The organism is Arthrobacter rhizosphaerae, assembly GCF_023062595.1.
Taxonomy (GTDB): domain Bacteria; phylum Actinomycetota; class Actinomycetes; order Actinomycetales; family Micrococcaceae; genus Arthrobacter; species Arthrobacter rhizosphaerae.
In genome coordinates this window covers 289,404-307,994 of sequence record NZ_JALLAN010000004.1, presented here as the reverse complement: position 1 = coordinate 307,994, position 18,591 = coordinate 289,404, and the positions used below count along the sequence as shown (strand labels likewise).

Here is an 18,591-nt window from a genome sequence, read left to right as displayed (position 1 = left end):
CATCCCGGCATCTGGAGAGTCTTTGCCGTCTTGACTCCAAGGCTTGGCCGGCTGCGTCCAGGACGTCCCACGTCAGTGCCAGTGCTATATCGGCGTCAAGGGTTCCGGACATTGCCCGCCGGTAGTGCGCATACCGATTCCCCAGATCAACCGCTGATTCCATGAGTGCCCCCGGATCCACTGATTCGCTAGACGAGGGTGAAGTTTCCCCCTGCCTGCTACACGGGGACGACTGGCTTTTTATGACGCGAAATACGGACCAGCATTAAGTCCGGGCTGGTGTGGTCACTTAACTTCGTCGTTGCCCTGGGCGTCGTCGTGACTGTCGCCGGATCCGTCGCCGCGCTTCTGTTCCCGTGCATCGAGCTGGTCCTTGAGCTTCTTGAGCCGGTCAGCCTCGGCCTGGTTACGGCGCCGGAGCTCCAGGGCACGGAGGAACTCGGGATCGTCATCGGGTGCCGTGGGGTGCCGGAGGGTCCGCTGCGCTGGACGGTTGCCACGGGGGCGGCCAAAAATGAACCAGAGCGCCGCGCCGATTACCGGCAGGACCACCATCACCACGATCCAGGCAGGCTTGGAAATTCCACGCGTGAGCCGCCGATCGGTCCGGATCACGTCAACCAGACCATAGACAACGATGGTTAGTACGGCGACGGCGAGCAGAACGCGGGGCATACATTCAGTCTAGCCTCCGGGGGCCCTTCACATGGCTACGGTTGCATCACAGGGAGGGGCCGGTCCCGCCGATAAAAGGCGCCTTCCGGGGCCGCTAAACTTGAAGAGTGGCTTTCCTGAAATACTCCCTGATCCGTCTGGCACTGTTTGTGCCATTGTTCGTGCTTTTCCAGCTGCTGGAGCTGGGCGCCATTCTGTCCGTGATCTGCGCGGGACTCATCGCGTTTGCCATCAGCTACCTGTTTTTCCAGAGGCAGCGGGACGCCGCCGTCGGAGCCGTTCATGAGCGACTCTCCGGCCGGGCCAAACCGATCCGGACTGCGGGTGAAGTGGACGACGCGAACGCTGAGGACAGCCTGGTGGATGCCCATCCTGATGTCACTGTGAAAATGGACAAGCGCCCCAAGGACGCCTGAGGTGTTTCACGCACTTAACGGGCGTTAGACACCCCGCGAGAGTACCAGGCCCGCGGAGAACAGCACGCTGTATCCCAGGTTGATCAGGCCCGTCTGTTTGAGAACGGGGATGAGGCTCTTGCGTTTCCGTCCGTTGATCATGAGCCAGGACGGCATGAGGCTGGCGGGGATGAGCAGAAGCACAAGAAGCATCCACGGACGCCCGGGCGCGAGAACCACCACCAGCAGGATGGCCACGGCCAGCATCAGGACGTAGCTCTCGCGCGCGTGCTTGTCGCCGAGACGAACTGCCAGCGTCTTCTTGCCGGCCTTGGTGTCTGTGGGAATGTCCCTGACGTTGTTAGCCATCAGCAGGGCGCAAGCGATAAGTCCGGTGCCGATGGCGCCGATGATGGCAGCCAGGTTCACATGGCCAGCCTGTGTGTATGTTGTGCCGAGAGTGGCCACAAGCCCGAAGAAGACGAACACGAAGACATCTCCCAGGCCCAGATAGCCATACGGGTTTTTCCCGCCCGTGTAGCCCCAGGCGGCCAGCACGCAGCCCAGGCCCACCAGGATGAGCCACCAGGCCTGTGTGATGATCACCAGGGCCAGTCCGCACAGCATGGCCAGCGCAAAGGCTGCAAACGCCGCGTGCTTGACCTGATCGGGGTGGGCAGCCCCGGACCCCACAAGGCGCAGCGGCCCCACACGGTCCTCATCGGTGCCGCGAATGCCGTCTGAGTAGTCGTTCGCGTAGTTGACGCCGATCTGCAGCAGCAGTGCCACCACGCCGGCAAGAACGGCGTTTACCGGCCGGAAGGCACCCATCTCGAAAGCGGCAGCCGTGCCGATCAGTACCGGAGCGATCGCCGCCGGCAGCGTGCGCGGACGGGCGCCTTGGATCCATTGGGCAGCTGTTGCCACAGTGAGTACCTCTTGTTGGTTCAGGATGCTGCGGACGTGCAGCGGGTTGCAGGTCTACTTTACTTTCCCTGATGGAGCTGGTTGAGCAACTCCGTCATAGCCAGGCGGTCAGGTTTTCCGTTAGGCAACAGGATCAGTTCCGGCGCCGCCAGCACCGTCTTGGGCGCCAGGGGTCCCAGGAGGTCTTGGCGCCTGGCAGTGAAGCCGCTGATCCCCGCGGGTGTGCTGTCAGCAACAGCAACGTAGGCAGCCACAGCCTGCCCCCACTCCGCGGACGGGACGCCGGTCACAAAAGCTGCCGTGACGCCGTCGAGCTTTTCAAGTTCTGACTGCACATGGGCGGCGGAGACTTTGACGCCTCCGGTGATGACGACGTCGTCCGCCCTGCCCAGCACGGTCAGGATGCCTTCGGCATCGATGGACCCCAGATCGTTCGTGCGGAACCAGCGGAGGCCGTCCTCCTCGATGAACGCATCTGCGGTGAGGTCGGGATCATCGAGATAACCGGCGGCAACGATGTCGCCGCCAAGGAGGATCCGTCCGGTCTCGGAAACCTTCACTTCCACGCCTTCGATCGGAACGCCGTCGTACACGCATCCGCCGCAGGTCTCAGCGGAGCCGTAGGTAGTCACCACCCGGAGCCCGGCGTCCCGAGCTGTGTGCAGCAATTCTGCGGACGCCGGAGCACCGCCCAGGAGGATGCTGTTGAAACGGCGGAGAACGGCAAGGGTTTCGGGCGCAGGGGAGTCCAGCAGCCGCTGCAGCTGCGTGGGAACCAGGGAGGTGAAACGGATCCTGTCGGTGAGTTCCAGCGCGGCTGCAGTGAAAGCCTCCGGATTGAAGCCGGCGGAGAGATCCATGGCCCAGGGGCGCGTTCCTGCGAACAGGGAACGAACCAGCACCTGAAGCCCGGCCACGTACTGGACGGGCAGTGCGAGCAACCACTGGCCTTCGCCCTTGAGTGCCAGCGCCGTTGCCATCGAAGACGCTGCGAGTGCCTCCACCGTCAGCACTGCGGCCTTGGGCGTCCCGGTGGAACCGGAGGTCCGCACCACCACCACGGCGTCATCGAACCCCGGGGTCTGGACGGGAGAGACAAGGAAGCTCCCGTCCGGGGCCGTGGAAAGTTCGACGGCGGGGCCCTCGCCATGGAGGGCGGCTGCAAGTGCCTTGAGCGCGGGTTCAATGTTCACAGGTGTCTGCCTTCGACTGTGGCTGGAGCGTGCGGGCTGGAAGCGGATGCGTGGGCATCAGAAGCGCGTCAGAAGTAATACGGGAACCGTGACCAGTCCGGTTCGCGCTTCTCCAGGAAGGCCTCCTTGCCCTCCACGGCTTCGTCCGTCATGTAGGCCAGCCGGGTGGCTTCGCCCGCAAACACCTGCTGGCCGGCAAGTCCGTCGTCCGCCAGGTTGAAGGCAAACTTAAGCATGCGGATGGCTTGGGGGGACTGCCGGGCGATGTCGGCGGCGTACTCGAGGGCAACGTCCTCGAGCCGCTCGTGGTCCACGGCTTCATTCACGGCGCCCATGCGGACCATGTCGTCCGCGGAGTACTCGCGGGCCAGGAAGAAGATTTCACGGGCGGCCTTCTGTCCGATTTGCCGGGCCAGCAGAGCGGAGCCGTAGCCTGCATCGAAACTTCCCACCGTGGCATCAGTCTGTTTGAACTTGCCGTGCTGGCGGGAAGCGATGGTGAGGTCTGAGACCACGTGCAGTGAGTGGCCGCCACCGGCAGCCCAGCCGTTCACGACGGCGATTACCACCTTGGGCATGGTGCGCATGAGGCGCTGCACCTCCAAAATGTGGAGGCGGCCCGCCCGGGCGGGGTCGATGAGTTCGGCGGACTCCCCGGCTGCTCCTGAGGCGCCATTCAACGCGTAGCGGTAACCATCGCGGCCGCGGATCCGCTGATCGCCGCCGGAGCAGAACGAGTGCCCGCCGTCCTTTGAGGAGGGCCCGTTGCCGGTGAGCAGGACGGTGGCCACATCCGGTGTCATTCGCGCGTGGTCCATAGCCCGGTAGAGCTCATCCACTGTTGCGGGGCGGAAGGCGTTGCGGACTTCGGGACGGTCGAAGGCAATGCGGACGGTGGGTAAGTCCCGCACCACGGTACCGTCGCCGGAACGCTCTACCTGCCGGTGGTACGTCAGGTCCTGGAAGTCATCGAAGCCGGACACGGTGCGCCAATGGGAAGGGTCAAAGACGTCGGAAACCTTGGCAGGTAGTTGGGTGCTCACACACCGAGTCTAGTAATCGTGCTAGCTGATGCAGAACTCGTTGCCCTCGGGATCGGCCATGGTGTGCCAGGAATGCGGCCCTTGGCTGGCTGACCAGAGGAACGTTGCGCCCCGGGCTTCCAGTGCTTTCCGCACCTCGTCCTTGTCTGCGCTTTCAATCCTGACATCCCAATGAATCCGGTTTTTCACGGTTTTCTCGTCCGGAACAGACTGGAACAGGATGCGGCGTGTTGGCTGCTTGGCATCGATCTCTTCCGGTGGCCGGATGGCGGCGCCCTCGCGCCAGACAAGCCTTCCCTGGTGAATGCGCGTCTCGGCCTCTGTCGCGAATCCCTGCTCGATCATGGAGCGGATGAAGGATTCGTCCTGCGGTTCCACCGCCCAGTCGAGGGTTTCGGCCCACCAGTCGGCGAGCTCATGGGGATTTTTGCAGTCGACTGCTATCTGGATGTTCAGTGCCATGGAACGAAAATACGGCAATCGGGCCGGCGTCGGAAGGTCCTTGCGGACAGCTTGGGACCTGATCCCCGAGAGCTTGTTCAGGCTGTTGAGGGAGCGCAAATCACGTCAAATCAAAAGCTTGACAGATTGTCATGACATGGGTCACAGTGGAGGCGTGGGAAAGGCTTTTCCAACGAGGAACTTTGGGGATGCACCCACTTGTTCTTAGCCGCCCCAGCTTGGTCCCGGATCTGCGGTACCAACCACGGAACAGACAGGAAAGTCCAGTGTCAGAGAAGACAATCTTTACCCAGCTCAGCCGTCGCCAGCTTGGAAAGGCGGTCTTTGGCTTGTCGGCCGCCACCTTGGCTCTCAGCGCCTGCGGAGGCGGTGGCGGCGGAGGTACGGCCGACCCGTCGAAGCCGCTTCAATTGGTCCTTTCGGGCGACACCAACCAAGGTGGTGCCTTCGCCGCAGCAGCCAAGAAGTATAAGGAAGCCACCGGCATCACCATCGAGGTAGTGGACGTTCCCACGGCTGACATCACCACCAAGCTGAAGAATGCGGCCACCGCCAACGACCTTCCTGCCCTGGCCCGCGTTACCGGCCTGGATCCGCTGTGGGCCCCCCAGCTGCAGGACCTGACGGACATTGCCAAGAACCGGAAGATCGATGAGAACTTCCTGCAGGAAGCACCGGACGGAACCATCCCGGCCATCCCGTCCGACCTCACCGCCGTGGGCCTGTTCGTCAACAAGAGCCTCTTCGACAAGGCCGGCGTCACATTCCCCACAGAGATTGCGAACTCCTGGACCTGGGATGAATTTGTTGCAGCGGTCACCGAGGTCCGCGAGAAAGCCGGCGCGAAGTACGGTGTGGTCATGGACCGCTCCGGCCACCGCCTGCGCGCCATGATGTACCAGTTCGGCAGCACGGCATTCCCCAAGGAAGGCGACAAGTACACGTCGGATGATAAAGCCGTTGAGACGCTCGAATACTTCCAGAAGATCAACGACGACAAGACCATGCCGAAGTCCGTCTGGCTCAGCGGCGAGGACGGAAACGCGATGTTCAAGAGCGGCCAGGTGGCGGCGTATTACTCGGGCAGCTGGCAGGTGGCGGACTTCAACAAGAACATCAAGGACTTTGAGTGGATGTCCGTGCCGCTGCCCAAGCAGCCGCTGAACGCCACAAACCTGGGCGGCGGCTTTATGGTCGCGTTCAAGGACACCGGGCAGGACGAGGAAGCCAAGAAGTTCATTGACTGGTTCTACGACGACGCCAACTACACCGAGTTTGCCAAGCAGGGCGGCTATCTGCCGCCCAAGGACCTGAAGGTGGAGTACCCGTTCCAGCAGGCTGCCTTTGAGCTGTACCAGCAGCAGATCGCAGAGAATGAGGGCAAGGGCGAGAACCCCATCAAGCGTGTGGTTTCCGAAGCCTTCGCAACGACACCATTCTCCGGGGACCCGCTGCGCGAAGAAACTGTCAAGATGCTCGGCGGCAGCCAGGACGCAAAAACCACGGTGGATAACATCGTGAAGCTTTACAACGGCGGCTAAGCCGTGGCTACCCCAACCACGGGCTCCACCGTAACGTCTGAGACGCTCCGCACGCCGGCCGTGCGGAGCAAGTCCCAGCAAAAGCGCCACAACCGTTACGTCATTGCCCCGCTGATCCTCATCGGCGTCAATGTGGTGCTCTTCCTCGTGTTCTTCGTCTGGCCCGGGGCGCTCGGGCTCATCTACTCATTCACGGATTACCGGGGCATCGGCAGGCTGAACTTTATCGGCTTGAGAAATTTCGAGACGCTCTTTGCTGACAGCACCTTCTATGCAGCACTGAGCCGTACGTTCCTTTACACCGTGCTGTCGGTGCCCCTGGTCTACGTCTCGTCCCTCGGCGTTGCCGCCCTCCTTGTCAGCAGGGCGGTCAGGGGTCGGACGGCGGCCAAGATCATCATCTTTCTTCCGTGGCTGATCTCGCCCATCGTGGTGGGTGTCATCTGGAAGTGGATGTTCGGCCAGGACTTCGGCTTCGTCAACTTCGTCATCTCCACGCTTGGTGGAAACCCGTTGCCGTGGTCCAGCAACGGCAATCTGGCTCTTACCGTGGTGATTTTTGCGGCGGCCTGGGGCGGCACGGCTTTCAATATGCTTCTGTTCATAGCTGCGCTGAAGAACATTCCCGAGGCCCTGCTCGAGGCTGCGGAACTGGACGGGGCCAATGCCTGGCAACGGTTCCGGCACGTGACGCTGCCTGGCATCGCGCCGACGTCGTTCATGGTCATCCTTCTCTCCACCATCCATGCGATGAAGGAATTCGCCATGATCCAGGCGCTGACCAACGGCGGTCCGGGAACTGAGAACGTCCTGATCGTCCAGTACATCTATAAGACCGGTTTTGAGCAGTCCAAGGTGGGCTACGCAAGTGCCGCTTCCATGGTGTTGATGGTGGTCCTGCTGGCCATCGCGCTCATCCAGCTTCGCTTCAACCGGAAGAAGGGCTGAACCATGACAACAGCTGCCAACCTGCCTCCAGTCTCGGACGAGGTCGTCGTCATCGGGGCCGAGGAAGCAGCCCGCAATGCGGACAAGCAGAACATGCGGCATGGCCGGCCCAAGCTGTCCGCGCCGCTGACCGGCCTTATGTGGCTGATCGTGGCCATCTACGCCCTGCCGCTGCTGTGGTTCATCCTGAGTTCGTTCAAGCCGGGAAGCGAACTGTTCACGTATCCGCTGTCCATGATCCCCAGGGAATGGACGTTCCAGGGGTTCATCGACGCGTGGGAGCGCGTGGACTTTGCTCAATACTTCCTGAACACTGCAACGGTGGCGCTGGTGACCACGGTGCTGACGGTCTTCTTCAGTGCTTGCACAGGCTACGCGCTCGCCAAGTACAACAATGCGGGTACGCGCCTCTTCTTCGTCTGTATCCTCGCCACCACCATGTTGCCCACCGAGGTGATCCTGAACCCGACGTTCACAGTGATCCGGGATCTGGGGCTGTACAACTCCTTGTCCGGCATCATTGTGCCGTCTGTGCTGACCGCTACAGGTGTGTTCATGTTCCGCCAGTTCTTCCTGACGGTCCCGGACGACCTGCTGCATTCAGCCCGGATCGACGGCGCCAGCGAGCTGACCATCTTCTTCAGGATCATGCTCCCGCTGTCCCGGCCCATCCTGTTCACGTTGGCCATCTTCTCCTTCCAATGGCGCTGGAATGACTACATCTGGCCGTTGATCGTGTTGAACGACCCCAAGTGGTACACCCTCCAAGTGGCGCTGCGGAGCATCGTGGGCGCGGAGAATATCGACTGGCCTGTTCTCCTGGGCGCCTCGGTGATCTCCATCCTGCCCCTGGTGCTCGTGTTCTTCGTCTTCCAGAAATACGTCCTCAATGCCGACGTCAGCGCCGGCCTGAAGGACTGACCACCCTGTAGAAACCAGCTAGATACCTCCCTGCAGCACTGAGGAGGAGCACGAAAGGCAGCAGTGCGGAGCGCACAGATCCTACAGACCACCCAGACTGATCAGGCATTCCTGGCAAAGATAACGGCCGACGCCGACCGCGAGATAGCGGCCATTCTGCCGATGCTTGCGTCCCGGGAGGGGACGGCGGCCAGGGCCGCAATGCCGCACAGGTCAGCAATGGGCCATCTGCTCGGGCTGGTAACTGTTTTCACCTCCCCGGAATCGGGGTTTCATGGCAGCCCCGAGCTGGCCGATCCCATGATTGGCTGCCTCGAAAGGCTCGAGCAGCTGCAAGGCCCCGACGGGTTGTTCGGCGGAGACAACCTGAGTTCACCTCCGGACTCGGCCTTCACCATCAACGACGCCTGCCTGGCAGTGCAGCTGCTCCAGGTCCATGGCCAGGCCCAGGGCCGGCTCCCGGGCCCCGTCCCGGGCGGAGGCTCCGCGGCGGTGCTGCAGGAGATCGAAGCGCGGCTGTGGAGAATCATCGCCAAAATCACTCCGGCCCTTGTCGAAGGTGGTGTCCACACACCAAACCACCGGTGGGAATTATGCGCAGCACTCGCCCAGATCCACCGGCTGGACCCCCGACCTGAAATTGACCTGCGCATCGACGAGTGGCTGGCTGAAGGCATCGACCAGTTGCCTGACGGCATGTATTCAGAGCGAAGCCCCCTGTATGCCTCAGCCGTTACGAATCCTTCCCTGCTGATCATTGCCGACGCATCTGGCCGCCCCGAACTGCTGGACCACCTGCGAAAAAACCTCGAGGCGTTCCTGCCCTGGTTCAACCCGGATGGAACGGTGGAATCGGTTTTTTCGCGCCGGCAGGATCAGTGGCTGGACTTCGGCGGGGCCGGGTTCCTGCTGCCGTACCGGCGAATGGCCCTCCAGGACGGGCGCAGCGACTTCGCGGCCGCGGCCTCCTGGTTGGGCGGTTTCCCTCTGCTTGAACCGGCAAAATTACTGGCCCAGACCAGGATCCTGCCGGGACTCGCCGGAGTACTTCCGCACGGACAGGAAGAAGTGCAGCAGGAGGAGCAGCAGCAACTGCGGATGCCGGCTGAGCTGCGGCCGGAACGGGCAACGCTCGAGAGCTGCCGAACATACCGCTTCCGTCAAGGGGAAACAGCCGTGACGGTCTTCGGCGGCGGCGACCACTCGCCGTCGGGCGTTGCCTCAGGGTTGTCGAATAACCCCACCTTCCTACGGTACAGGCACGGAAACAGTGTCCTGAGCGATGTGCGCCTCGCGCGCAACTTCTTCAGCCTCGGACCCTTCCGCAGCATGGAAACACTGGCCGAGGGCGAGCACATCCGGCTTCGCGAGCTGGTGGAAGCCTCCTTTTACCTGCCGCTGCCCGCTGAACGGCGCCGGGCTGACGGAATCTATGAACAATCGCATGAGGGGCGCTTCAGTGCGGCCATGGACTTTGCGGGCAGGCCAACCGTCCAGCACCGGCTCGGCACCGAGGTGACCGTTGCAGCCAAGGGCCATCAGGCCGACGTCGACATCACCTTCGACGGCGCGGACACTTCGTTCGCCCTGGAGCTGACTTTCAGGCCCGGAGGGGTGCTCAAGGGCGTGGAAGAAGTTTCGGAAGGTGTGTACCAGCTGGTCGGTTCAATGGGCCGCTACTCCGTGGGTTCGGACACCATCGAATTCGGCCCGGGCTCGGCGGCGGATCCGGATACTCCTCCCGTCTACAACCCTGGCGAGAACTACACCTACCTCCGCGGAACCAATGCCACGGAGGGCATAAAGGTCTACATCACCGGCCGGACCCGGGGGACCAGACGCCTGACGCTCCGGGGGACAGACGCTACGGCTGGAGCTGCTGCAACTGCTCCATGAGCTCCGGCGGTATGGCGTAAAGGAACACCACCGCCAACAGGTTCTTCGCCGCATGCACCAAGTAGGAAAACATCAGGTTCTTGCCGGTCCATACGTACACAAAGACCAGTGAGGCTCCCATGGCAATGTATGGCAACAGCACCGCCAGGGTGAGGTCCTGCTTGCCCAGCACGTGGAGCGTCGCGAAAAGAACCACGGAGAGCCCGCAGCACACCCAGATGTTGATCCGTCGGCTGAGCTTGCCGATCAGGAGGTGCCGGAAAAAGTACTCCTCTACAAATGGCGCCACCACCACCAGCAGGGGCACGACGAGCCAGGCTGGCACCTGTCGGATAAATTCCTGGACCGATGCCTGATTGGCGGAGGGCTCAACAGTTCCTGCCAGCGTCACGAGGATAGTCGTTACGATCACCATGCCGAGCATGCAGACGGGCACCATGAGCAGGGTGAACCACGGGCGGGTACCCAGGATCCTGAGGTCCCGCGCCACTATCCGCCGTGCAGCGAGAAAAGCCACAGTTCCTACGCAGACACTGGAGATCAGGTTTACAAAGTAGGTGGCCACGGCCGGGCTGGGAGAGACTTGCTCAAGCAACGGCAACAGAAGTTCGCCGGCGAGGGCGAACGCCGCTATGTAAAGGCCCAGCGCCGTGAGGTCCAGGGGTGAGACGCGCTGAAGTTCGGGTGGTGCTGGTGAAATCCGCTGGATTGTACCCATGTGTTAAGCCTAGCGTTGCGGGCATCCTCAGCCGTCTCCTACAATATTCGGTATGCCTAACTTTTTGTTTCGGTGCGCCAAAGTAGTCCGCCGAACCTCCGTTGCCGTTGTTGTAGCGGCACTCACCCTTTCCCTTGCCGCCTGTGGCGGAGCCTCTCCCGGCGCGAGCGGAGGAGATGACAACCGTCCCGTAGTGCTCACCACCTTCACGGTTCTTGCCGACATCGCACGCAACGTCGCCGGGGACAAACTCCGCGTCGAGTCCATTACGAAGGCAGGCGCCGAAATTCACGGCTACGAACCAACCCCGGGAGACATCCGCAAAGCCGCCCAGGCAGATCTCATCCTCGACAACGGACTGAACCTCGAAGTGTGGTTCGCCCAGTTCGTGGAGGGACTGGACGTTCCCCACGCCGTCGTCAGTGACGGGGTGAAAGCGATGCCCATCGGAGAAGACGCCTACGAAGGAAAGCCGAACCCTCACGCCTGGATGTCCCCCGTGAATGTGCAGATCTATGTCGACAACATGGTGAAGGCTTTCGCTAAGCTCGACCCGGACAACGCCGCCGTCTTTGAAGCGAACGGCAAGGCGTACAAGGCCGAGCTCCAGTCCGTGCAGGACCAGATGGTCCAGAAGCTGGCAGCTGTCCCGGAAAAGCAGCGGGCCCTGGTGACCTGTGAAGGCGCCTTCTCCTACCTGGCCCGCGACGCAGGGCTCCGCGAGGTCTACATCTGGGCCGTCAACGCCGAGCAACAGGCCACGCCGCAGCAAATCGCACGGGCCATTGAGTACGTCAAAGCCAACAAGGTACCGGCAGTATTTTGCGAATCAACAGTTTCGGACGCTCCCATGCAGCAGGTTGTCAGTGCAACTGATGCTAAGTTCGGCGGAGTTCTCTACGTTGACTCCCTATCTGAAGCGGATGGCCCTGTGCCCACCTACCTTGACCTGATCCGGCACGACGCCAAGACCATTACGGAAGCACTGACAGGCTCTCCGTCATGAACCAGCGGACCGGCACCCCTGCAATCTCCGTGGACAGAGTAACGGTGCACTACGGTGAGGTCCTGGCACTCGATGCCGCGTCCCTCACCCTGGACCCGGCGCGCATCTGCGGACTGGTAGGGATGAACGGTTCGGGAAAATCCACCCTCTTCAAAGTGATCATGGGGATGATCAAGCCCGACGCCGGAAAGGTCCTTATCCAGGGCGAGTCGCCTTCCAAGGCGCGCAGGCAAGGCGGCATCGGCTATGTGCCGCAAAGTGAGGACGTGGACTGGCAGTTCCCGTTATCGGTCCGCGACGTCGTCATGATGGGCCGCTACGGACACCAGGGGTTCACCCGCCGTGCCAGCAAAGCGGACCGTGCCGCCGTCGAGCATGCCCTGGACCGCGTGGAGCTGACAGAGTTCGCCGACCGCCAGATCGGGCAGCTCTCCGGGGGCCAGAAAAAGCGGGCCTTCGTGGCACGCGGCATAGCGCAGGGTGCCACCATGATGCTCCTGGACGAACCCTTTGCCGGGGTGGACAAGCGTTCCGAGGCCACCATCACCCGCCTGTTGCGGGAGTTGGCCTCGGACGGCTGCACCATCCTGATCTCCACCCATGACCTCCACGCCCTCCCACAGCTGTGTGATGAGGCGGTGCTGCTCATGCGCAAGGTCCTGATGCACGGTCCGCCGGACGTGGTGCTGCAGCCGGAAAACCTGGCCATGGCCTTCGGCCTGGATGTCCTCAACCGTGGAAGGGGCTGAGCATGGACTTCCTCGACTTCCTGCTGGAGCCCCTCAGCTACGACTTCATGGTCCGCGCTATCCTCACCACCGCGCTCGCTGCTGTGGTTTGTGCCGTCCTCAGCTGCTGGCTGGTGCTGATCGGCTGGTCCCTCATGGGTGACGCGGTTTCCCATGCCGTCCTGCCGGGAGTGGTCCTCGCCTATATGGTGGGTGCCCCCTTCGCCCTCGGCGCCCTGGTGTTCGCGCTCATTGCCGTGACCCTGATCGGGGTGGTCCGTAACACCAGCCGGGTAAAGGAGGACGCCGCGATCGGGATTGTGTTCACGTCGCTGTTCGCGCTGGGCCTCGTGCTCATCTCCGTCACCCCCAGCCAGACAGACCTGAACCACATCATTTTCGGAAACCTCCTGGGCGTCAGCGTCCCGGACCTGATCCAGGTTCTGGTGCTGGGGGTGGTGGCGTTCGCCATCCTCATCCTGAAAAGGCGGGACCTCACCCTGTACGCCTTCGATCCGGTTCACGCCCATGCCATCGGGCTTTCGCCGCGGCGGCTGGGTGCACTGCTTCTGGGCCTGCTGGCTTTGACGTCCGTGGTGGCGCTGCAAACCGTCGGCGTGGTGCTGGTGGTGGCCATGCTGATCATCCCCGGGGCCACGGCCTACCTGCTGACGGACAGGTTCTCGCGGATGCTGCTGATCGCCCCGGTGGTCTCGGCTGCCTGCTCCATCGCCGGCATCTACCTCAGCTACTACCTGGATACTGCCTCCGGCGGCATGGTGGTGCTCACACAGGGTGCCGTGTTCGCCGTCGTCTATCTCTTCAGCCCGCGGCAGGGGCTGATCGGGACCCGCCTGGCCAAGGCCCGCCGGAAGAAAGTGGCGGCCCTTTCCGTCTAGCAGGCGCTAGCAGGCCTTGGCCGCCATTTCGACGGTTCCCTGCGCACTAGACGTTCGCCGACGTCGAACCGGCTGGGAACCGTCGAAACGGCGGACGACGACGACGGCGCCACCCGCCTTGACGTTGTGGCTGGCACTTGGCAGTCTGGACCGATGAAGTCCTAGTTGAAGGTGCCGCCCCGGCCGCGCCTCACTCCGTTTGCCAAGGCCTCCGTCACGCTTTCCGGGATTGTCAGATTTCCAGGAATCCGCCGTGCTCCGGGGCCACCCTCCTGACGTGCAAGGACTTCCCATGACCGAACATCTCTCTCTTTCCGGCGTTTCCCATGGCTATGGCGATCGCCAACTTCTGGACGCCGTCAGCCTGGTCATTACTGCGGGCGAGCACGTGGCCGTCGTCGGCGAAAACGGGGCGGGCAAATCAACCCTCCTCCGGATTATGGCCGGCCTCGAGACGCCGAATGAAGGAACAGCGGTGAGCCACGGCAGGGTGGGCTACCTTGCCCAGACACACGGCCTGCCGGAGTCGTTCACCGTGGGAGCCGCCATTGACGCCTCCCTGGCATCCTTGCGCGCTATCGAAGCAGAGCTGGACAGGTTGGAAGCGGGCCTGGCAGACGCCGAAGCCGAAGAACTGGAGGCCTACGGAAGGCTACAGACCGAGTACCAGCTGCGCGAGGGCTACGCCGCGGAATCGAGGGTGGAGGCGGCGCTGGACCGGCTGGGCCTGGGCGGCCTGGACCGGAACAGGATGCTCGGCTCGCTCTCCGGCGGCGAACAGGAGCGTGTGGCCCTGGCCTGTGTCCTGGCCGATCCCGCGGACATCCTGCTCCTGGACGAGCCCACCAACCACCTGGATGCCCGGGGAACCGCCTGGCTGGAAGACAGGCTCGCCGCCCACCGGGGCAGCGTGGTGGTGGTCTCCCACGACCGTGTGCTGCTGAGGAAAGTGGCCACCACCGTGATCGAGGTCGATGCCGAGCGGCGCTCCGTAACCCGCTACGGCAACGGCTACGAGGGCTACCTTCGGGAGAAGGCAGCGGAACGCCAGCGCTGGGTCCAGCAGTACCAGGCCTGGCTCGATGCCATGGAGGCCGAACAGCGCCAGGCCGCCACCGTCGCCGGCAAGATGGGCTACGCCCGCCAGCGCGACGGCGACAAGATGGGTTTCGATTTCAAGGCCGGGACCTGGCAGAAGGCGGCCAGCAGCAAGGTCCGCAACGCCCAGGAACGGCTGCGCCGGCTGGAGGACAGCCCCGTTGACAGGCCTCCCGTGCCTTTGCGGCTGGCCGCAGAGCTCGGCGTGGAACCGGCTGGCCCGGATGCCTCGGTGAAGGTTCTGGATGCCCGGGGCGTGGCCATTCCCGGCCGCCTCGATCCCACGGACTTCCATGCCGAGGCCGGGGAGAAAATCCTCATCACCGGGCCCAACGGCGCGGGTAAATCGACGCTTCTTTCAGTCCTGGCAGGCACGTTGGAACCCGCTGAAGGGACCGTGACCCGGCCAGCGCGGATCGGCTACCTGCAGCAGGAACTCGAGCTCCCCAGGCGGCCCGGTCTCCGTCTCCTTCCCGCGTTCGCCGCCGGGCTGGGTGGAAACATCGATGAGCACGCCGAGGCACTGCTCCGGCTGGGACTGTTCCGCACCAGCGAGTTCCACGTTCCGGTGGGTGGCCTGTCCGCCGGGCAGCAGCGCCGGCTTGCCCTGGCCAGGCTGCTGCTGGGCGGCTACGGCACACTGATCGTTGACGAGCCCACCAACCACCTGGCCCCGGTGCTGGTGGAGCAACTCGAGGAGGCTCTTGCCGGTTTTGCCGGAACGCTGGTAATGGTGAGCCATGATCGCGCACTGCGGGAGTGGTTCGCCAGTTGTGCACGGAAGAGTGATAAGGCAAGGACGGACGACGCCGGACGCTGGGTCAAATACTCGATGGAGAACGGCTCACTGTTGCCCGGGTCACGGCTCCAGCGGGGAGTCTTGTAGGATGGACGAGCCGTGCCACCATTCGGCCCCGTGTGAGTTCATGCACAGATACTGCCTTCAAAAGAGGTAAAGTCCGAATATTCTGTGCTGAAACTGGGGCTGAGGCGCGCAGCCAAACCCCTACCCACAAGGATCAGCTGTGCCACAAACCACCCCCACAGAACTTCAGAGCGCGACGACGCAACCCGCCGTCGTCGACTCCACTCTCAGCGCCGAGGGCTACAAGAAGTCCCTGAGCGGCCGTCAGGTCACCATGATCGCGATGGGCGGCGCCATCGGCGTCGGCCTCTTCATGGGTGCCGGCGGGCGCCTTGCCTCCACGGGCCCCGCCCTGATTTTCTCGTACGCCATTGCCGGCGTCATCGCCTACCTGCTGATGCGCGCCCTGGGCGAACTGGTCATGTACCGCCAAACATCGGGTTCCTTCGTCAGCTATGCCGGCGAAATGTTCGGCAAGAAGGGCGCATACCTGTCCGGATGGATGTACTTCATCAACTGGGCCATGACCGGCATCGCCGAACTCATTGCGATCGGACTGTACTTCCAGTTCTTCTTCCCCAACGTACCCGTGGAACTTTCGGCGATTGCAGCCCTGCTGCTGCTCGTAGGTGTCAACCTCCTGAGCGTCAAGGCGTTCGGCGAATTCGAATTCTGGGCCTCCTGCCTCAAGGTGGGCGCCATCGTCATCTTCCTGGCTGTGGGCACGTTCATGGTGGTCACCAACGCCGAGGTGGGTGACGGCAACGCCTCGGTCAGCAACCTCTTCGCAGCCGAGGGCGGAATGTTCCCCAAGGGTGCCCTCGTCATGATCCTGGTCCTGAACGCAGTGATCTTCGCCTACAACGGCATTGAGCTCGTGGGCATCACCGCCGGTGAAATGCAGGACCCGGCCAAGGAAGTACCAAAGGCGATCCGCGCCGTCGTCTTCCGGATCGTGGTGTTCTACGTCGGTTCCGTGACCCTTTTGGCCATGCTGCTGCCCTCGGATCAGTACGTTGCCGGCACATCGCCGTTCGTCACCGTGTTCGGCCAGATGGGCCTGGGCTGGATGGGCGATGTCATGAACATGATCGTCATCACCGCCGCGTTGTCTTCCTGCAACTCGGGCCTGTACTCGATCGGCCGTATCTTCCGCACCATGGCGAACAACGGCCATGCTCCGAAGTGGCTGACGCGGATGTCCAAGAGCCACGTACCGTACGCCGCCATCCTGGCCATCGGTGCCGTTTACCTCGTCGGCATCCTGCTGAACATCTGGCTGGGCGGCTCGCACGCCTTTGACCTTGCCCTGAACTCCGCGTCCATCGGCGTGATCTTCACCTGGGGAGCCATCTTTGCCAGCCAGATCGCCTTGCGGACGAAGAAAGGCAAGGTTTCCAGCCTGCCAATGCCGGGTTCGCCGTGGAGCAGCTGGGCCGGACTGATTTCGCTGCTGGCGATCACCGTGCTCATCGGCTTCGACACCATGACCAGCAAGACCGGTGAAGTGTTCCACCTTGGCCTGTGGACGCTGGCCACCATCCCGTTCTTCGCGCTGCTGCTATGGCTTGGCTGGCAGAAGGTCAAGAACAACGAGCCCAAGAACGCACTGTTCAGTTAGCCCGTATTCAGGGCAGATATCCAGGGCAGAAGAAAACCGGCGGCGGACCTCCCCCAATGGAAAGGGTCCGCCGCCGGCGTCTCAAAACCAGTTCAGCAGCTGGGGCTTAATGGCCCTGGCTGCTGTTCTTTTCTTAGTCCCTCTTGAACTCGTCCTTCACGTTTTCGCCAACCTTCTTGGCATCAGCAACAACCTGGTCCTTCTGGCCTTCTGCACGAAGGCGGTCATTACCCGTGGCGTTGCCGGCTGCTTCCTTGGCCTTGCCGCCGAGGTTTTCCGCTTCGTTCTGAATCTTGTCGCCGATACCCATGGTGTTAGCCACCTTTCGTTGCCGGTTGAAAAACTAAGCACAATTACCGTAACACAAAGCATACTTACTATTTCAAGTAGGGATTTGGGTAGTTGGCCGGCCTCCTGTTTGTCGCAGCCCCCGGCTAGGCTCGGAGTATGGAGCACACCACCACCATCACCAAGCACATCAATGCCAGCCCGGATAAGGTCTGGTCGGTCATTTCTGACATTCCGGGCTCTGCGGCCACCCTTTCGGGTGTCGACTCCGTCCAGCTCCTCACGGATGGACCGTACGGCCAGGGAACCCGGTGGAAGGAGACGCGCACCATGATGGGCCGCTCCGAAACGGTGGAAATGTGGGTGGCGCAGGCCGACCCTCCCCGCAGCACTACCGTCAAAGCCCTGCAGGGCGGAGCTGACTACACCTCGCGTTTTACGCTTGCAGAGCGCGACGGCGGGACGGACCTGACGCTCACGTTCGGCGCCGAGATGCTCCAGCCGAGTGGATTCAGCAAGGTCATGATGGCCCTCTTTGGAAAGATCGGAATGAGCTTCACGCGCAGGGCGCTGGCGAAGGACCTCGCTGAAATCGCTGCAAAAGCAGAGTCGCTCTAGTGGCTGCCGGTTCCGCTGTGAAGCCGGCCAAAGTTGCCAGTCCCAGGCTGTCTCCCGTTCGCCTGACGGAACTTCGGGAGGATCCTGCTCCAGACTTCCGTCGGGGTGAGAGGTACGACGGCGCCCGGTACAGCCGCGCGGCAGCCGACGGCCTCGAACTCAACGGAACTGATTTTGCCGAGTGCGAGTTCGCCGGTGTCTCCTTCAATGAGGCCCAGTTGCGGGGCGCTTCCTTCAAGGACTGCGTTCTAAGCGAGGTCTATGCGCCGGTGTTTGCCGCGGCGCGGACCACGTGGCGCGACGTCGAGATCTCCAGCCCGCGATGGGGGTCCGCCGAGGTTTACGAGAGTGGCTGGCAGTCGGTGAGGATCGACGGCGGCAAACTCGACTACCTGAACCTGCGCGGTTCCAAACTCAACGATGTCCAGATCAGCGACTGCATCATCAATGAGCTGGATCTTGGCTCTGTGACAGCCAACCGCGTGGCTCTGAGGAACTGCACCATCGGCACCCTGGACTTCAGCGGCGCCAAGCTGAAGGACTTTGACCTGCGCACCACGGACTTTCGCACCATCAATGGACTCGAAAGCCTGGCGGGCGTAGTCATTGATGATTACCAGCTCAGCCTCCTCGCCCCGTTGCTGGCTGCCCATCTGGGGGTTCGCGTCCTGTAACTGAGGCCCTGTTGGTTGACCCCTTGATTCCGCCGTGTAATCTTTATAGAACGAACGGTCGGTAAATATTGCTGG

Annotated in this window: 19 protein-coding genes; 12 read left to right on the top strand and 7 right to left on the bottom strand. The window is 62.5% G+C overall.

Going from position 1 to position 18,591, the window contains the following annotated elements; genetic code table 11:
* Window positions 1-285: 285 nt before the first annotated feature.
* Entirely contained in the window at window positions 286-675 is a 390-nt protein-coding gene (locus MU551_RS08020; protein WP_247042295.1) for a PLD nuclease N-terminal domain-containing protein, read from the bottom strand.
* A gap of 107 nt (window positions 676-782) precedes the next feature.
* Between MU551_RS08020 and MU551_RS08015 the strand changes: the two genes are divergently transcribed.
* Window positions 783-1,091 (top strand): DUF4229 domain-containing protein, encoded by a 309-nt coding sequence (locus MU551_RS08015; protein ID WP_247042294.1) that lies wholly within the window; start codon window positions 783-785, stop codon window positions 1,089-1,091.
* Window positions 1,092-1,115: 24 nt separating this feature from the next.
* On the opposite strand, the gene MU551_RS08010 is transcribed toward MU551_RS08015, so the two are convergent.
* From MU551_RS08010 to MU551_RS07995, 4 genes are all read right to left on the bottom strand, one after another.
* Window positions 1,116-1,997: a 1,4-dihydroxy-2-naphthoate polyprenyltransferase gene (locus tag MU551_RS08010; protein WP_247042293.1), complete on the bottom strand. Its 882-nt coding sequence runs from the start codon at window positions 1,995-1,997 to the stop codon at window positions 1,116-1,118.
* 59 nt (window positions 1,998-2,056) lie between these two features.
* On the bottom strand, window positions 2,057-3,190 hold the full coding sequence (locus MU551_RS08005; protein WP_247042292.1) for an AMP-binding protein: 1,134 nt from the start codon (window positions 3,188-3,190) through the stop codon (window positions 2,057-2,059).
* A 68-nt stretch (window positions 3,191-3,258) separates the two neighbouring features.
* On the bottom strand, window positions 3,259-4,233 hold the full coding sequence (locus MU551_RS08000) for a 1,4-dihydroxy-2-naphthoyl-CoA synthase (protein ID WP_247042291.1): 975 nt from the start codon (window positions 4,231-4,233) through the stop codon (window positions 3,259-3,261).
* Between the two features lie 21 nt (window positions 4,234-4,254).
* On the bottom strand, window positions 4,255-4,695 hold the full coding sequence (locus MU551_RS07995) for a VOC family protein (protein WP_247042290.1): 441 nt from the start codon (window positions 4,693-4,695) through the stop codon (window positions 4,255-4,257).
* A 266-nt stretch (window positions 4,696-4,961) separates the two neighbouring features.
* On the opposite strand from MU551_RS07995, the gene MU551_RS07990 reads away from it, so the two are divergent.
* From MU551_RS07990 to MU551_RS07975, 4 genes are all read left to right on the top strand, one after another.
* Complete coding sequence (locus tag MU551_RS07990; RefSeq protein ID WP_247042289.1) at window positions 4,962-6,236, top strand: ABC transporter substrate-binding protein; 1,275 nt, start codon at window positions 4,962-4,964, stop codon at window positions 6,234-6,236.
* A 3-nt stretch (window positions 6,237-6,239) separates the two neighbouring features.
* Entirely contained in the window at window positions 6,240-7,184 is a 945-nt protein-coding gene (locus MU551_RS07985; RefSeq protein WP_247042287.1) for a carbohydrate ABC transporter permease, read from the top strand.
* A gap of 3 nt (window positions 7,185-7,187) precedes the next feature.
* Window positions 7,188-8,105 (top strand): carbohydrate ABC transporter permease, encoded by a 918-nt coding sequence (locus MU551_RS07980; RefSeq protein ID WP_247042285.1) that lies wholly within the window; start codon window positions 7,188-7,190, stop codon window positions 8,103-8,105.
* A 63-nt stretch (window positions 8,106-8,168) separates the two neighbouring features.
* Window positions 8,169-10,001, top strand: a complete 1,833-nt coding sequence (locus MU551_RS07975) for a hypothetical protein (protein ID WP_247042284.1) — start codon at window positions 8,169-8,171, stop codon at window positions 9,999-10,001.
* On the opposite strand, the gene MU551_RS07970 is transcribed toward MU551_RS07975, so the two are convergent.
* Window positions 9,970-10,719, bottom strand: coding sequence for a CPBP family intramembrane glutamic endopeptidase (locus MU551_RS07970; protein WP_247042283.1), 750 nt, complete (start codon window positions 10,717-10,719; stop codon window positions 9,970-9,972). The two genes, MU551_RS07975 and MU551_RS07970, sit on opposite strands and share 32 nt — an antisense overlap.
* A 52-nt stretch (window positions 10,720-10,771) precedes the next feature.
* Between MU551_RS07970 and MU551_RS07965 the strand changes: the two genes are divergently transcribed.
* The 5 genes from MU551_RS07965 (at window position 10,772) to MU551_RS07945 (ending at window position 16,936) form a co-directional block, all read left to right on the top strand.
* Window positions 10,772-11,725, top strand: a complete 954-nt coding sequence (locus MU551_RS07965; protein WP_247042281.1) for a metal ABC transporter substrate-binding protein — start codon at window positions 10,772-10,774, stop codon at window positions 11,723-11,725.
* Complete coding sequence (locus MU551_RS07960) at window positions 11,722-12,474, top strand: metal ABC transporter ATP-binding protein (RefSeq protein ID WP_247042279.1); 753 nt, start codon at window positions 11,722-11,724, stop codon at window positions 12,472-12,474. The genes MU551_RS07965 and MU551_RS07960 overlap by 4 nt, the downstream gene beginning before the upstream one ends.
* A gap of 2 nt (window positions 12,475-12,476) precedes the next feature.
* Window positions 12,477-13,352 carry a metal ABC transporter permease gene (locus MU551_RS07955; protein ID WP_247042277.1) on the top strand — a complete coding sequence of 292 codons (876 nt, stop codon included), beginning with the start codon at window positions 12,477-12,479 and terminating at the stop codon, window positions 13,350-13,352.
* A gap of 292 nt (window positions 13,353-13,644) precedes the next feature.
* The gene (locus MU551_RS07950; protein ID WP_247042275.1) at window positions 13,645-15,336 is read left to right on the top strand and encodes an ABC-F family ATP-binding cassette domain-containing protein; all 1,692 of its coding nucleotides are present in this window, start codon (window positions 13,645-13,647) and stop codon (window positions 15,334-15,336) included.
* 139 nt (window positions 15,337-15,475) lie between these two features.
* On the top strand, window positions 15,476-16,936 hold the full coding sequence (locus MU551_RS07945) for an amino acid permease (RefSeq protein WP_247042273.1): 1,461 nt from the start codon (window positions 15,476-15,478) through the stop codon (window positions 16,934-16,936).
* A gap of 133 nt (window positions 16,937-17,069) precedes the next feature.
* Here MU551_RS07945 and MU551_RS07940 read toward each other — a convergent pair whose 3' ends face one another.
* Window positions 17,070-17,246 (bottom strand): CsbD family protein, encoded by a 177-nt coding sequence (locus MU551_RS07940; RefSeq protein ID WP_247042271.1) that lies wholly within the window; start codon window positions 17,244-17,246, stop codon window positions 17,070-17,072.
* Window positions 17,247-17,383: 137 nt separating this feature from the next.
* On the opposite strand from MU551_RS07940, the gene MU551_RS07935 reads away from it, so the two are divergent.
* Complete coding sequence (locus MU551_RS07935) at window positions 17,384-17,842, top strand: SRPBCC family protein (RefSeq protein WP_247042269.1); 459 nt, start codon at window positions 17,384-17,386, stop codon at window positions 17,840-17,842.
* 17 nt (window positions 17,843-17,859) lie between these two features.
* Window positions 17,860-18,516, top strand: a complete 657-nt coding sequence (locus MU551_RS07930; RefSeq protein ID WP_247042391.1) for a pentapeptide repeat-containing protein — start codon at window positions 17,860-17,862, stop codon at window positions 18,514-18,516.
* Window positions 18,517-18,591 lie beyond the last annotated feature (75 nt).